This window comes from Streptomyces sp. NBC_01341, from assembly GCF_035946055.1.
In the GTDB taxonomy this organism is placed as follows: Bacteria; Actinomycetota; Actinomycetes; order Streptomycetales; family Streptomycetaceae; genus Streptomyces.
The window spans coordinates 2,192,858-2,208,052 of sequence record NZ_CP108364.1; the positions used below are offsets into that span (position 1 = coordinate 2,192,858).

A 15,195-nucleotide genomic window follows, 5' to 3' on the forward strand; every position below is an offset into this window, starting at 1 on the left:
ACAGCCCCCGGAGGGGCCACCGGTGTCGTCCGGGCAGGGGGTGTTCCGTCCTTCCCACCGGTGCCGGACGCAGGCGGTGGGCCAGCCGGCGACTCCGGTCCTGGCGAGGACGGTCGCACGACGGGTGCGGTGACGCCACGACGCTCCTGCGCCGGGGTGGCCTGCGCTGTCCGTGGTCCCGGCGGGACCACAGGTCCTGACAGAGGTGGCCCGAGCGACGAGCGCCGGGGCGGCACGGAACCCGCCGGACCGGGCGCCCGACCGGGAGCCTTCGCCTCACGTCGCTGGACGGGGAGTGAGGAGGTGCGAGCCGGAGGAGTCCTGTCGGACGGGGCCGCCGCCTCGGGAGCCCTCGTCGGACCAGGCTGCCGGGGGCCCGGCGCATCGGTCCGCGCGGAGCCCCCACGGGGCCCGTCCTGGTCTCCCTCCGAGCGCCGGCCACGAACAGCGGCAGCCGGAGACCCGGAGCCCGGAGAGAGGGGTGCGCGGGAAGCGCGAGCCGGAGACGAGGCAGCGGGAGGCGTAGGCGCGGGCACCGGAGCGGACGTCGGCACCGGTTCCCGCGCGCCTGGTCCAGCAGCCGCCGGGGCGGACGTCGCCCTGCTCGGCACCACCGCGGGCAGGGCCCTGCGCTGGACTGTGGCCGGGATGGAAGCACGGGTCAGCGCCGAAGGTGCGGGCGCGGGCCGGGGACGGACGGGGGCGACACGCGGGCCCCGTGCGCGCTGGACCGAAGGACCCTGCCGCTCGCCGAGGCCACCCGGATCGCGGGCTCCTCCGTCATCGTGGGGGACGGCGGCCGGCGGGGAGAGCCTGGCCTCACGGAGGGCTGCCGGACCGGACCCCACGGCGAACGTCTGCGTGTCCTTGATGAGACCGGTCGGCGCATCGTCCAGGACGGCGTGCGAGAGGGTCCCCGTGAAGGAGTGGTTCTGCCAGGTGGTCAGCGAGGCGCCGAATTCCGCGGACGCGACCGTCTGCCACCCCGGCGCCGGCATCGCGCGCCGGATCGGCGGCAGACCCGCCCAGCCCTGGCCCCGACCGGAAACACCGGCACCGGTGCCCGCGGGGGCGCCGTCGCCGACGGACGTCGCGGGAAGGGGGGCCGGCACCGTGCCGTCCCCGCCCGCACCGCGCTCCCGGCCGTTGCCCTGGCTCGGACCGCCACCCCGGCCCCGGCCCTTGAGCCGGTCGAATATGCCCATCACCGCTCCGTCGCAGCACGCGTCACCAACGTGGCGATCTGCTCGGCGAACCGCCGCCGCTCACGGTGTTCCAGGTCCAGAATGTCGTCCAGGTTCCAGTGGAAGTGGAAGGCGATGTACGCGATCTCCTCATGAATCCGGTCGGTCGCGTACGTCACGATTCCCCCAGGCGGCTCCCGCCGAGCTCGACCTCGAACGGCTGCTCGCAGTGCGGGCAGGACACGCCGGCCCTGGTGTGGCCCTCGGCGTTGACCTGACGGTAGAAGTCCTGGAGGAAGGCGAGGTCGGAGGCGAACATGTTCTCCACCACGCCGTCGTGCATGTGTGCCACGGTGCCCAACTGGGTGATGACCCGGCCGAGCAGCACCACCGAGAGATACGCGGGGTTCTCCTGCACCCGCATGTCCCGCAGCGGGATCAGCTCGTCCCTGGCGGTCGCCAGTCGCATGACACCCTCGCGGTGCACGGTTCCCATGTCGTCCACGTAGCCGCGCGGCAACTCGAACGCGAACTCGGTCCGCAACTGCTGCCGTGCAGGGGGTGCTTCCGCCGGTGCGACGGCCGGGGCCGCCACGTCCGCGAAAGCGGATGTGGCGGCAGCGGCGTCGGCGGCGGGCCTGGCAGGTCCGCGGCGCATTACTCGGTGACCAGCTCTTCGTAGACGATCGTGACGGTCTCGGTCATCACGGAGGCCTCGCCCGCCGTCGCCGCCGCGCCCATCACCTTGGTGCACCAGGCGTTACGCAGGTGCTGACGCCTGACCGGGTTGTACTGGTAGTCCATGTAGATGATGCTCGCGTTCTTACGGGCCGAGCCCATGTCGCCGCGCAGCGAGGCGTTGATCCACTCGGTGAAGGCGGTGGACTGCTCCATGCCGCGTGTGACGGTGGTCTCGCCGGCCTTCTTCACACCGGGCATCTTCTTGGTGATCGGCTGGCCGTTCGCCGAGACCTGCTGGTACTCGATGACGTCCTGTTCCATCCCCACCTCGCCCACGGCGTGGAGGTACTCGACCATGACTCCGTCGATCTGGAGGCCGAAGTTGTGGGTGGTGAGGGCGTCACCCTGGGAGAGACTCATGAAAAGCCGTTCCTTCTACTGAGGCTGGGACCTGTGGTTGTACGGGGGATCGAGCGGGGCCGAGGGCTGTGACGTCTACTCCTCCAGCTCACCACTGCCGCCGGAGAACTGCGCCAGCCGGAAGATCACGAACTCGGCGGGCTTGACCGGCGAGACGCCGATCTGGCAGATGACCCGTCCCAGGTCCACCGATTCCGGCGGGTTGGTCTCGGCATCGCACTTCACGTAGTAGGCGTCCTCCGGCGTGGCACCGAACAGCGCACCGCTGCGCCACTCCGTCACCAGGAACGCGGAGATGTTCCGCCTGATCCGGGCCCACAGTGCCTGGTCGTTGGGCTCGAACACCACCCACTGCGTGCCGTTGAGGATCGACTCCTCCAGGTAGTTGAAGTACCTGCGGACGTTGAGGTAACGCCAGGCCGGGTCGGAGGAGAGGGTGCGCGCGCCCCAGACGCGGATGCCGCGGCCGGGGAAGGTGCGGATGCAGTTGACGCCGATCGGGTTGAGCAGGTCCTGCTCCCCCCGGGTGATCTGCATCTCCAGGTCGACCGCGCCGCGCACGACCTCGTTGGCGGGGGCCTTGTGCACGCCGCGCTCGGAATCGTTGCGGGCCCAGATACCGGCGATGTGGCCGCTCGGCGGGATGAGCCGGGTCTGGCCGCCGGCCGGGTCGAAGACCTTGATCCACGGGTAGTAGAGCGCCGCGTACTTCGAGTCGTAGTTGGACGTCTCCTGACGCCACACCCGGATCTGCCTGGCGTTGAGGCCGGGCGGCGGGTCGATGATCGCCAGCCGGTCACCCATCAGTTCGCAGTGGGCGATCAGGCCGAGCTGCACGGCCTTCACGGCCTCCAGGTCGATCGCGCCGCGCTGGTAGGCGGCCATCAGGTCGGGGACGGCGACCATCGAGATCTCGTCCACCGCTTCGAGCCCGCCGAAACCGGTGCGGTCCGCGGAGTCACCCAGGTACTCGGCGATACCGACCGACTCGCCCTCCTCCGCGCCCGGGACGGCGGGGTTCTGCGCGGCGGCAGGCGCCTGCAGCGCGACCGTCTGGTTGTCGGGGCGGGCGAGTTGCGACGCCGCGGCCCCTTCCTGCACGGAGATCAGCGTGGAGCGTTCCCTCACCTGCGTGACCACGTAGTTGCGGGCGCTCTTCTTCGCCGAGACGTCGAAGGTCTCGACCGGCTTCGCACCGTCCTTGACGACCAGCCGGAAGCGCTCGGCGGGGCCTTCGCCCTCGGCGTCCGTGACCTCGACGCTGATCGTGCCGCTCTCCCCGGGCGCGACGGCCGACACCTTGAACGTCCCCAGAGCCGCAGGCTCCCCTGCCGGCAGCGCGGCGGGAGCCGCGGCACCGCCGGCGACGGCCGGCCGGCCGCGCTGCGCTCCGACCGGGCCGGTGCCCTCCCCCGTCACTCCTCCGGGCGCCCCGCCCACCCTGACCACGTAGGCGGCGGACCCGCCGTTGTTGAAGAAGCCGTACACCGAGTGCGCCAGGAAGTAGCCGTCGGTGAACTCGCCGAACGAAGCGACGTACTGGGTCCAGTTGGTCACCAGCGTCGGCTCGTTCAGAGGACCGTCGGGCGCCAGGCCGACGAATGCGGCCACCGATGTACCGACCCCCTCGATCGGACGAGAGCCGCTGGCCACCTCTTCCACGTACACGCCGGGCGACAGGTAAGACGGCATGCTCTGCTCTCCTCGGGGTACCGATACAAGACCGGATTCACCCTCGCGGTTCGGGCGCAAGCGGGTAAACGTCCTCCAGTGCCTCGTCGAGGGCACCGAACATGCCCTCAGGGGCACCCGGGGAAGCCTTCGAGGTCCTCTCCCGCCACCACGGCTCCTGGCACGGCGTGACGGAGGTGGCCTCGGGCGCCGCCCCGTGAAGTACGGCCGGGGGTGCGGTTCCCGCACCCTTGCCGGAGTCGCACACGAGGGGTTTCGAGGGCAGCGGGCGATACCTTTCGGGCAGCGGCACTACCCCGCGGCCTCTGACGTCGCCTCCTCCGTGCGCAGTAGCGTCCGTCGGGTGACCACCTGGACATCTCTGGAGCCCGCCTCGACCACGGTCGACCCGGGCAGCAGCACCACCGTACGACTCCGTCTGCGCAACACAGGCGACGTCGTCGACGAGTACCGCTTCGAGGCGGTCGGCGACGTCGCACCGTACGTCACGGTGGAGCCGCCTTCCATCAGGCTCTTTCCAGGGACCACCGGAGTCGTGGAGCTGACGTTCGCTCCGCCCCGCACCCCGGACGCGACCGCGGGACCACATCCGTACGGTGTCCGCATCCTGCCGACCGAGCACCCCGAGGCCACCACGGTCGCCGAGGGGAACGTCACCTTCACCACGTTCATGGAGGTGCGGGCCGAGCTGGTACCGCACACCGTCAAGGGGCGCTTCAGGGGCCGGCCCAAGCTGGCCGTCGACAACCTCGGCAACACCACTCTCACCGCGTCGATCGGGGGTGGCGACAAGAGCAGCGACGACCTCTCGTACGAGATCGTCCCGGCCAACGTCCAGATCCAGCCCGGCCGCGCGGCCTTCGTCGACGCGACTCTCAAGCCCCGGCAGGTCACCTGGGTGGGACAGAAGCAGGAGCGTCCCTACGAACTGTCCGTGCGGCGTTCGGGATTCGAGCCCCTGGCGGTGAACGGGACCTACGTACAGCGCAGTCTGCTGCCGCTCTGGATGATGACCACGCTGAGTCTGCTGCTCGCTCTCACCATCACCGGCCTCGTGCTCTGGTTCACCTACAAGGCACCGGTGCGCACCCTCGCGCAGCCGAAACTCGATCAGGCGGCGGCAACCGCGCTGCCGGAGGAACAGCCGAAGCTGCCGGCCCAGAAGCCCAAGCAGGACCCCGCGCCCTCCGCAGAGCCCGGTGGGGCGGGTGGCGGCGAGAAGGAGAAGCCCGAGAAGGAGGCGAAGAGGATCGAGCGAAATCCGCTGCCCATCACGTCGGAGGACAAGCCGAACCTGTTCGTACAGTTCGCCCAGGTGCGGCTGGTCGAGGGGGCGAGCGGCTGCAAGCTGACCGCCGCGCACACGGAGGGCAAGCTCGATGCCGCGACCCAGCAGGCTCTGAAGTGCTTCCAGGAGTCCAACGACTCCATGTACGGCGCCTTCAGTGCACTGGGCAAGACCGACGGGCTCGGCAACCTGGGCCGCTCCACGATGACGGCGCTCCTCGCCTCCCACTTCGTCGCCGCGAAGACGGTGCCGCTGAACGCGGACGAGGAGAGCCCCGAGGTGCCGTGGGTCCGGAACATGCTGCTGTGGGGCACGCAGGGCGAGTTCGACGACGGTGACCTCGCCGTCACCGTCGCGTGCACGAAGGCCAACATCGAGTACCTGCGCGATCACGTCCAGCTCAAGGAGAAGCCGAGCCAGGCGCTGTTCGACAGGATCAAGGAGTACCAGGGGCAGTTCCCCGACGAGAAGACCGGTGTGCTCGACGAGCTGACGCTCAACCAGGTGAAGGCGGGCTGGGTCCATGCGCAGGACGCGCCGGGCACCGTGGTGGCCAAGGGCTGGCTTCCGGCCCCGATGCCGTAGGGAGCCCCCGCCCGCTGGTCCGGGGCCCGGGGCCTGCCGTCCTGGCAGGCCACGGGCCCTCCGCGGGACCGGGGCCTACCAGGACGCGTCGTCGAGGACCAGCCGGCCCGCCTTGCGGTACTCGCGCCGGGCGCCTGCCAGCAGATCCGCCGTCGACACGCCGTCGCCACGGCCCGCCGCCGCGTACGCGGCCGTGACGACCGCGCTGCGGATCGAGCCGCCGGCCAGCTCGAAGTCCGCCGCGCAGGACGCCGGATCGACGCCGTCCGCGCACGGGACATGGGCGAGGCTGTGCCGCCAGAGCGCCAGGCGCTGTTCCTCGTCCGGGAAGGGGAAGTCGACCACCAGGTCCAGCCGGCGGGTGAAGGCGTCGTCGATGTTCGAGCGCAGGTTGGTGGTCAGCAGGGCGATCCCGTCGAACGACTCCAGGCGCTGGAGGAGGTAGGCGCTCTCCATGTTCGCGTGGCGGTCGTTGGAGCTGCTGACCTCGGAGCGCTTGCCGAAGACGGCGTCCGCCTCGTCGAAGAGCAGCACCGCGTCCGTACGGTCCGCCTCGGTGAAGATCCGCTCCAGGTTCTTCTCCGTCTCACCGACGTACTTGTCCACGACCGACGGCAGCTGCACCACGTAGAGATCGAGACCGAGTTCACCGGCGACCACCTCGGCGGACAGCGTCTTGCCGGTACCGGAATCGCCCGCGAACAGCCCCACCACTCCCCGCCCGCGCCCGCCGCCCGCGCTCAGCCGCCAGTCGCCCAGCACCCGGTCGCGGTGCTGGGCGCGGAGGACCAGTTCCCTGAGCTGCGTCAGCGGTCCCTCGGGCAGGACGAGGTCGTTCCAGCCGACGTCGGGGCGGATGCGCCGGGCGTGCCGCTCGAGACCTGACGCGGACTGCTGGCGGGCCGCGAGCCGCAGATGCCCCGCGGACAGCTCCGTGCCGTCGAACGCGGCGCGGTCCAGCGCCGCGCGCGACGCGCGGTCGATCCCGCCGGGGCCGAGCCGGTACGCGGCGACCACCGGCGCCAGGTCGAAGTCCGGCTCCTCGGGTCCGAGCGCGTTGCGCCAGGCGTCGAGGTCGCCGGAACGCTGCCGGGGCGTGTCCAGCACGATCGGGTCGCGCCCCCTGTCGCACCACTGCGGGTCGTACGGACGCGGGTCCGCGAACAGCACGGGGACGTCGGGCACCGCGAGCGCCCGGATCAGCTCCTCGGGGTTCTCGGGCAGCGAGGTCACCACGATCGCGTGGCCCGTCAGCCGCGCTTCGCGGAGCAGTTCCCGGTACGGGAGGCGCGGCGCTGTCGTGCGTTCCGCCGGTCCGTGTTCCTCGGGGCGGTGGTCCCCGGAGCGTTCCCCCGGGACGAGATGCAGGCCCGGGATACCGGCCGCGCCGAGGGCGACGGTGGCGAATGCGAGCCCGTCACCGCCGCGGTGCTCGCGCAGGTAGACGGTGAGCGGGCGCGCGGCGAGCTGCTCGGCCAGCCTCCGCAGGAGCGGGTCGACGTCGTGAGCCGGGCCGGTGCTCGTCGCACCCTCCGGGCTCTCCGCGTCCACTTCGACGGGCGGGCAGGGAAGCGGGAGCACGGTCCCGTCCAGCGCGGGATCCGGGGTGTCGTCGCCGAGGAGGTGGGCCACAACCCGGTCGGGGACGCGCAAGGAGCGACTGAGGAAGGGGCGTTCGGGATCGTCCACCTCGATCAGCCCACGTGCGAGCAGCCGAGCCGCCGGATGGAACCGGGACCGCCCCGCGGCGGAGTGCGCGGGCACCCCGCACAGGTCGAGGGCGAGCCCGACGGTCGCCCGGCGTCGTGTGACGTCGTCGTTGAGGTAGCCGTACAGCGGCTCGAACGTGCGGTCCAGGTCGGGTGCCAGCGCGATCAGCAGAATCTGGGTGTCGAGGGGGCTGAGACGCAGCCAGTGGGCGAGCCAGTGGAGGCGGTCGTCGTCGGACGGCTCGGACCTGTCCGGCTCCCGCGGATCCCCCGACCGGTCCGGCTCCTCCGGCTCCTCCGGCTCCTCCGGCTCGTCGGGACCTGAGGGATGCTCGGGTCCCGTGCTCCCGAACAGCAGGTGCCGTACCGCGTCGTCCGTCAGATACATCCCGCGCATCGGGTCGCCGGCCGTCGGGTCGGTGGCACTGCGACGCTCGACGAGGGAGGCCACGCGCTCGCGCAGTCCCGCGAGCCGTTCGAGCAGCGGGGAGGAGTCGTTCACTTCGGCTGCCCCTGGAGCGTCGCGGACGTGCCGTGCTTCTTCGCGAAATCGTCCTTGGCGGCTTCGACCTGGTCCGCACTGTGGTGGCGCACGGGGCTGTCGTCGGGCCGCCCGTCCGTCCCCCGCACCTCGACACCGAGCCCTTCCGTGACGGGCGGACCGACCCTGTATTCGGGGTACGCCAGGAAGGGCGCGGTGATCACCACGTCGAGCGAGGGTTTGAGTTCGCCACCGAGCGCGGACCAGATGTCCGCGAGCGAGCGCGCCTCCGTGTGCAGCCCCGCGACGGTCAGCGGGACGGACAGGCCGAGCCCGGCGAGCGTGCCGGTCAGGTCCTCCGGCGGGAGGATCTCCTTGGGCAGCAGCGTGTGCAGGACGGCCGAAAGCATCCGGTGCTCGTCCTGCGGCCGCTTGGTCCAGGCCGTGACGAGATACGACAGCCGGAACCAGCGCGGCGGCTGGTGCTGCCTGAGGACGACCCCCTGCTCGTCGCGGAGCGACACCTTGCCGCGCTGGCGCCGCTTGGTGTCCTCACGGATGTCGTAGAGATACGCGTCGATGGTCGGGGCGTTCCGCCGGGACGCCCAGTCGCGCGTCGGGGCGTCAAAGGTGACCTCGACGTCGGACCCGGCGAAGGCGCCACGGATGAGCAGCCCTCTCAGGATGTCATCCACCTCGTGGATCACGGTCGCCCTGCCCTTCACCGCCGCCGCACGTCACGGCCGCTCGTCGCCGAACGGACTCTCGTGGTCGGCGACTTCTCGTTCCTGACCTGTCACCTCACTCGGCCGAGCCGTCCGTGTTCCGTCCGGACACGGGCAGGCCTCGGCGCGGAGCGCCCCGGTCCATCGTCGCCGTCAGGACACCGGACCCGCGAGGCACCCGGGGGACGATCAAGGGGCACTGCCGCCGCCCCCACGTCGCCCGGCTCATGCCCTCAGGGCCCTTGCGTCGGCGGACGGACCATCAGATGTAGCCTTCACGCAAGGCATATGCCACGGCGTGGGCACGGTTACGGAGCTGTAGCCGGGTCGTCAGACCGTGCATGACGTTCTTGACCGTGCGTTCGGAGTACGACAGTTTGCTGGCAATCTCCCCGGTGTCCATTCCCTCGGCGACCAGTCGGAGCACATCGACCTCGCGTGGCGCCAGGCCGGATGCCGTGGCGCCCGACACGCTGGTCGCGCCGCGCTGCAACGTGCCGACCTGGACCATCAGCCGGCCCAACAGGTCCGAGGGCAGGTCACCGTCGCCTCGGGAGGCGGCCAGGACCGCTCGGAGGAGGCGGTGGCCGGTGGCCTCGCGCCGCCAGACGATCGCGCCCACTCCGTACTCGATCACCTGGAGCAGTTCCGCCTCGCGGATCAGGCTCGTGACGAGGACGGTCCTGGTGCCGTCCGCCCGCGTCAGCCGCCTCAGCCGGGAAAGCGTGGGTTCATCCAGTGCCTCGGCCAGCAGGACCGCCACCGTGCCCGGCCGGGCCGCGCCCTCGTCGATCAGCTCCACCTCGGCGTGCCGGCGGAGCTGGCTGACCGCGCCGTCCAGGGACAGCGGGTCCGACGCGTGGACCTCGACGGGGATTCTGACCGGGGCCCGATGAACCATGCCTGCACGTCCTCGCGTCCTGCTCGACGGAACACATCGTTCCTGCTCCTTCCATACTTCCTTCGCCGAAAGGACGACCACAACGTGGTCCACCACGAGACCGACCACGAGATCGGCGGCACGTCCCCATGACGGCGTTGTCGAGTCAGCCACGGCGGTGTCCACCGGTCCCGCCGTCGGCCCCGAGCCCCGCCATTGCCGGACTGCTCGAACGCGAGTCCGCACTCGACCTGCTGGCGGCGGAGGCCGACCGGGCCATCGAAGGATCCGGACGGCTCGTCCTGTTCCGGGCGCCCACCGGTACGGGCCGCAGCACACTGCTGGAGGCCGCCGCCGGCCTGGGCGCGAAGCGCGGCATGCGGGTGCTGAGGGCCCATGCCTCCGCCGAGAGCTCCGGAATCCCCCTCGGCCTCGTCACCCAGCTCCTCGGTTCACCGCACGATCACGGCGGTCTCCAGGACGACACCCCTAAGACCCCGCACCACCTGTGGCAGTTGCTCTGCGAGTACGCGGCCGCGTCATCCCTGCTCGTCGCCGTCGACGACGCGCACCTCGCCGACCAGGCCTCCCGCCGCTGGCTGGCCGAGGGCGCCCGGCGGCTGACCGGGATGCCGGTCGTGATGGTCGTGACCGAGCGCAGTCAGTACGACATCGCCCCGCCGCAACCGGGCCTCGCGTACTCCCTGCCCCCGGGCGTGGTCCGGATGCACGCGGTCGCGCCCCTGAGCCGTCCCGCCGCAGAGGAGCTCGTACGCGGCGCCCTGGGCCCGGACACGGGCGACGCCTGGGTGGACGGCTGCGTACGGGCGAGCGCCGGCAACCCGCTGCTGCTGCGGGCGCTCCTCGACGACCTGCGGGCGGTCTTCCCGCACGGAGCCGCGAAGGGCGGCGCCCCGGAGCCCGTGCTGCCCGAGAACTGCGCCGAGCTGTACCCGGGGGCCTTCGTGACGGCGGTCTCGTGGTGGCTGAGGAGCGCGGGCCCAGGAAGCACCACGGTGGCCCGCGCGCTCGCCGAACTGGAGGACTCGGCACGGCACGACGAGAAGGACTACGGGCCCCGGGCGGGTTCCGGGCTGCCCGGAACCCGCCCGGGACCCGCCGCGCACGTAGACCCCGGACCGGGCCACGGTGCCGGCGAAGAATTCGGTGACTTCCTCTCCGAGCTCACTCGTGCCGACCCCGACCGCGTCGACGGCTGGATCACCGCGATGATCCGGCTCGGACTCCTGTGCCGTACCCCCGGCACCGGCGTCCCGCGCTTCGCGCACCCCCTGCTGCGAGGAGCGGTCCTCGACGGCCTGCCACGCTCGGACCGGCAGGCCCTGCACCTCCGTGCGGCCGAGCTGCGCCAGCGCCGGGGCCACGGGGTCGAAGCGGTGGCCGGCCATCTCCTGCGGACCACCCCCGGCGGCACGGAACGCGTCGCCAAGGCACTCCTCGACGCGGCGGCCGGCGCGTCCAGGGCGGGCAGGACCGACGCCGCCGGGCACTATCTGCGCCGCGCGCTGGACGAACCGATGCCGCGTGAGCGCCGGGCCGCGGTACTCACGGAACTCGGCGAACTGGAGTTCGCCACCTTACGGAACGGCGGGATACGCAGCCTGGCCGAGGCTCTGCGCCTCCAGGAGGAGCCCAGGGACCGGGTGCTGGCGGCGGTCCACCTGGGCAACGCCCTGGCCAGCCGGGGCAAGCCGCACGCCGCACTCGACGTCATGCGCGATCTGGGCGCGCTGGACGGGGAACCCGTCCTCGCCCGTACGATCCACACGGCGTCGGCCTTCTTCTCGGACCACGACCCGGAGATCCGGCGCGCCGTCCACACCCGGCTGCGCGAACGTGCCGAGCGCTCCCCGGAATGGATCAGCCCGGCCCTGCGTGCCCTGCTGATCAGGTACGAGTCGACGGCCGGACTGCTGTCCGCCGAGTCGGCCATGCGACAGACCCGGCGGCTGCTGGCGGCCCCGGAGGATCCGCTGCTGGTGCCCTATCTCCTGGGTGCGGCAGCCGCCGTGGCGCAGTGGGCCGACGCGCCGGACGACGCCGAACGCATCATCAGGTCCGGGCTGACCGAGCACTGGCTGTCGCCGCTGCACCCCGTCCACCGGTCACTGCTCAACGCGCGGGTGGACACCGCGGCCGCACGCGGCCGTCATGGGTGGGTACTGGAGGAGACCGCCCACGGTTCCCAGGGTCCGGGCGACTCCTCGCATACCGGTGCGAGCAACTTCTTGGCCCACCGCGTCATCGCACTCGTCGAGTGCGGGCGCCCTTCCGAGGCCGAACAGCTCGTCGCCGGGGTGGAAGTCGGAACTGCGCAGGACGGATGGGAGCAGATTCGTTTCCTCTACGCGCGAGGCGTCCTGCGCGCGTCCGTCGGCGATCCGGCGGGCGCCCTGGACGACTTCCGGGAGTGCGGAAGGCGCCAGTCCGGTCGCGACGTGGAGAACCCCGTCGTCACACCGTGGCGCTCGGCCGCCGCCGAATGCCTTCTCCTCCTGGGAGAAACGCCCGAGGCCCTCGCGCTCGCCGAGGAGGAGAGCCGGTACGCCGCCATATGGGACACGCCCCGGGTCAGGGGCCGTGCCCTGCGCGTCCTCGGCGCGGCCACCGGCGGCCGACGTGGCCTCGAACTCACCGCCGAGGCCGTTGGCATCCTGCGCGGCACATCTCTCGATGCCGAGCTGATCCCGGCGCTCATCACGCACGGACAGCAGCTCACAGCCGCCGGCCGGGCCCGCAGCGCCCGCCCGCTGCTCAGGGAGGCCGCCATGGCGGCCGAACGACTGGGCGCCGTCCGGCTGTCGGCCCGCGCGGAACTGGCCCTGCGCGCCGGCGGCGCCCGCCCCAGGACCACCTCCCTCACGGGCCTCGACTCGCTGACCGTAAGTGAACGCCGCATCGCCGAACTGGCCGCCGCCGGACGGACGAACGCGGAGATCGCCGCACTGCTGCACCTGGCACGGCGTACCGTGGAGACCCATCTGACCAGCACCTACCGCAAACTGGGCATACGGCGGCGAGTGGACCTTCCGCGCGACCTGAAAAGCGGTGGGGACAAGCCCACTTGACGGGCAGCGCCCTGCACACGGGACAGAGCCCGGGGCCGGGGGCCCACCTGTCCGCAGGGGCCGGGCTGCGCCCGTTGCCCCTGCGGCCCTCCTCCTCACCCGCTCATACCCGGGATCCTGCCCTCGCGGCCCTCCCGCCCACCACGTGCGGGGGTGGACGATTCCTGATCGGGCGTTGAATGGCGAGGAGTACCGTGCGCGCATACAGAGCACAGGCGGGGCAGGCCGGTGGCCGGGAGAGCAGCCCCCGTGCCGAGGGGCCGAGCACCTTCGCGCAACGCGTTCTCGCTCTCCAGCGTGCGGTGGGAAACGCGGTCGTGGCCCGCGCCGTCGAGGAGGAACGGCACGAGCACGGCAGCGCCTGCGGTCATGAGACCGCCGGGCAGCAGCCCGCCGACGCCTCGTCCGTGCAGCTGTCGTCGGTGGTCAACGCCGTTCGCTCCCCGGGCCGTCCGCTGGACTCGCGTCTCCTGGAACGGGCGGAGCAGGGCTACGGCATGTCCTTCCGCCATGTGCGGGTGCACAGCGACCCGGTCGCGCAGCGCTCCGCGACGGAATTCGGCGCCCGTGCCTACACCACGGGCCATGACATCGTCGTCGGCCCCCAGGGAGCGGACGACGAGACGATGTTCCACGAGCTCGACCACGTCCGCCAGCAGTCCCTGGGGCCTGTCGCGGGGACGGACAACGGGTCGGGAGTGGCGGTCTCCCACCAGGACGATCCGTTCGAGCGCCATGCCTCGGCGAACGGCAGGAGGATGGCACGGGGAGCCATGCCCGACCTGTCCGGCCCCGGATCGGGCGCCTCCGCCGGAACGGCCACGCCGGCTCGTAGCGGCGGCGGTATCGCCGTGGCCCGCATGATGTCCGGCGGCGGCCGGAGGATGTACGAGGCGGACCGCGGCCAGATGTTCGAGGTGGACGGCGGGCGCGGCCCGGTCGTCGGCAGGTACGTCAGGTCCTCGTCGGGCGGCACGGAGATCTTCGACACCTCACAGGGGCGCATCCACGTGTACCCCGAACAGATCAGGGGCCCCCGGGCCACGGTGGGCGGCCTTCACCCGGAGGGGCGGACCCGCCCGCCCGAGGAGAATCTGCACGACCGGGACCGGATCCTCCTCTCGGAGGCCGACCTGTCCGGGGCGCGGGCGCGGGTGCGCCGGGATCCCAGCCAGGCACGCAGGATGGCCGCCACCACGTTCGAGGAACAGCCCGACTACCAGGAGTACGAGAACAACCGCGAGGATCTGCGGCGGCTGGGGGTCCCCGTCCTCAACAACGTCGACCTGAGCCGGCCCGAGGCCGCCGACCGTTTCCGCGATGTCGGGCCGAACGCCAACATCCACTTCCAGATGCCGCGTGTGCCACGGGGGACTCGCGGCTACTCCACCCAGGAACTCATCAGGGACACCGGCAGACTTCCCGGACGCGCCGGCCGCGACGACGTGACGGTGAGTGTCACCACGCCACATCCGTCCAAGTACGCGAAGTCGGGCACGCACAACGGCTTCTACGGCATGGAGAACCGCAAGGGCGTGCCGGAGGGCATGAGGCTCGCGGCCGAGCACTCCGACGACGACGCGGACCTCGAGAGGTACGGCTACGGTCACCGGCAGTCCACCAGGGACGTGGGTGCCGCCGTGGCAGACCGCCGGAAGACGTACGTGATGGAGTCGGACCGGCGCAGCAACAGTCCCGAGGAGGACCCCGATCCTTCCTACCGCAGCCGGAGCAGGAGCCGTGCGAGCCGGGCTCCTGCCCCCGCCCGTCGGCGCAGGTCGAGCCGGCCGCCCCTGAGCACTACGGGCCGCCGCCCGCACACCGCCGCCCCCGTCAACTACGCCGCGGTGGACGACGAGGACGAGTACTTCGGCAGTCAGCAACCCGCGAGCAGCGGTCACCGGCGCCGCCGCGGCAGTGTCGCCCCCAGCTACATCAACGACTCCGCGGACGAGGGGACGAGGTCTCGCAGGAGGAGCCGTCGCCCCGCCGGCGCGGGATCGTTCGAGCCCGAACCCGAGCGGGACCGCAGCCGCAGCCGCAGCCGACGGCGCGCGCCCAGCCGGGCACCTTCCGGCATGACCAGCGGCCGTCCCCTCATCCTCGACGACGACGTCTCCTACGGAGCCGGACCGATCGACGCCGAGCCCCGGCGCGAACGCGGCCGCAGCCACAGCCGTCGGCGCGAGGCGAGCCGGGCACCATCCGGCATGACCAGCGGCCGTCCCCTCATCCTCGACGACGACGTCTCCTACGGAGCCGGACCGATCGGCCTCGAACCGCGGCGGGAACGCGGCCGCAGCCGTCGGCCCTCGTCCTCCCGGACGCCGTTCATCACGGACAGCGGCCGTAGCACGTTCCGCCCCACCAGCTACGCCGAACCCGAATGGGACGAGGGCCCCCTGTACGGTGCCGACTCGTTCGACGCGCCTCGGGGGCGCAGTCGCCGCTGACGCGACCG

General features: G+C 71.9%; 10 protein-coding genes. 3 read left to right on the plus strand and 7 right to left on the minus strand.

What is annotated here, in order from left to right; genetic code table 11:
* Nucleotides 1-1,204 precede the first annotated feature (1,204 nt).
* From OG206_RS09345 to OG206_RS09360, 4 genes are all read right to left on the minus strand, one after another.
* Nucleotides 1,205-1,363, minus strand: coding sequence for a DUF6760 family protein (locus OG206_RS09345; protein ID WP_327114180.1), 159 nt, complete (start codon nt 1,361-1,363; stop codon nt 1,205-1,207).
* The gene (locus OG206_RS09350) at nt 1,360-1,842 is read right to left on the minus strand and encodes a hypothetical protein (RefSeq protein WP_327114182.1); all 483 of its coding nucleotides are present in this window, start codon (nt 1,840-1,842) and stop codon (nt 1,360-1,362) included. The genes OG206_RS09345 and OG206_RS09350 overlap by 4 nt, the downstream gene beginning before the upstream one ends.
* A complete protein-coding gene (locus OG206_RS09355) occupies nt 1,842-2,285 on the minus strand; it encodes a phage tail protein (protein ID WP_033298593.1) in 444 nt (147 codons plus the stop codon). The genes OG206_RS09350 and OG206_RS09355 overlap by 1 nt, the downstream gene beginning before the upstream one ends.
* Nucleotides 2,286-2,360: 75 nt before the next feature.
* Nucleotides 2,361-3,977 (minus strand): phage tail sheath family protein, encoded by a 1,617-nt coding sequence (locus tag OG206_RS09360; protein ID WP_327114187.1) that lies wholly within the window; start codon nt 3,975-3,977, stop codon nt 2,361-2,363.
* 343 nt (nt 3,978-4,320) lie between these two features.
* Between OG206_RS09360 and OG206_RS09365 the strand changes: the two genes are divergently transcribed.
* Nucleotides 4,321-5,850 carry a COG1470 family protein gene (locus tag OG206_RS09365; protein ID WP_327114189.1) on the plus strand — a complete coding sequence of 510 codons (1,530 nt, stop codon included), beginning with the start codon at nt 4,321-4,323 and terminating at the stop codon, nt 5,848-5,850.
* A 75-nt stretch (nt 5,851-5,925) separates the two neighbouring features.
* Here OG206_RS09365 and OG206_RS09370 read toward each other — a convergent pair whose 3' ends face one another.
* The 3 genes from OG206_RS09370 to OG206_RS09380 all read right to left on the minus strand — a co-directional run bounded on the left by OG206_RS09370 (nt 5,926) and on the right by OG206_RS09380 (nt 9,666).
* On the minus strand, nt 5,926-8,061 hold the full coding sequence (locus OG206_RS09370) for an ATP-binding protein (RefSeq protein ID WP_327114191.1): 2,136 nt from the start codon (nt 8,059-8,061) through the stop codon (nt 5,926-5,928).
* Nucleotides 8,058-8,747: a DUF4255 domain-containing protein gene (locus OG206_RS09375; protein ID WP_327114193.1), complete on the minus strand. Its 690-nt coding sequence runs from the start codon at nt 8,745-8,747 to the stop codon at nt 8,058-8,060. The genes OG206_RS09370 and OG206_RS09375 overlap by 4 nt, the downstream gene beginning before the upstream one ends.
* A 280-nt stretch (nt 8,748-9,027) precedes the next feature.
* Nucleotides 9,028-9,666, minus strand: a complete 639-nt coding sequence (locus OG206_RS09380; protein ID WP_327114195.1) for a helix-turn-helix transcriptional regulator — start codon at nt 9,664-9,666, stop codon at nt 9,028-9,030.
* Nucleotides 9,667-9,794: 128 nt separating this feature from the next.
* Between OG206_RS09380 and OG206_RS09385 the strand changes: the two genes are divergently transcribed.
* Together OG206_RS09385 and OG206_RS09390 are read left to right on the plus strand one after the other, a co-directional pair.
* Nucleotides 9,795-12,734, plus strand: coding sequence for a helix-turn-helix transcriptional regulator (locus tag OG206_RS09385; RefSeq protein ID WP_327114197.1), 2,940 nt, complete (start codon nt 9,795-9,797; stop codon nt 12,732-12,734).
* Between the two features lie 194 nt (nt 12,735-12,928).
* The gene (locus OG206_RS09390) at nt 12,929-15,187 is read left to right on the plus strand and encodes an eCIS core domain-containing protein (RefSeq protein WP_327114198.1); all 2,259 of its coding nucleotides are present in this window, start codon (nt 12,929-12,931) and stop codon (nt 15,185-15,187) included.
* Nucleotides 15,188-15,195 lie beyond the last annotated feature (8 nt).

Excerpts from the sequence above, each read along its gene's own strand:
- OG206_RS09385 (WP_327114197.1), top strand. The coding sequence starts at position 9,795 with ATGACGGCGTTGTCGAGTCAGCCACGGCGGTGTCCACCGGTCCCGCCG.
- OG206_RS09380 (WP_327114195.1), bottom strand. The coding sequence starts at position 9,666 with ATGGTTCATCGGGCCCCGGTCAGAATCCCCGTCGAGGTCCACGCGTCG.
- OG206_RS09355 (WP_033298593.1), bottom strand. The coding sequence starts at position 2,285 with ATGAGTCTCTCCCAGGGTGACGCCCTCACCACCCACAACTTCGGCCTC.
- OG206_RS09360 (WP_327114187.1), bottom strand. The coding sequence starts at position 3,977 with ATGCCGTCTTACCTGTCGCCCGGCGTGTACGTGGAAGAGGTGGCCAGC.
- OG206_RS09350 (WP_327114182.1), bottom strand. The coding sequence starts at position 1,842 with ATGCGCCGCGGACCTGCCAGGCCCGCCGCCGACGCCGCTGCCGCCACA.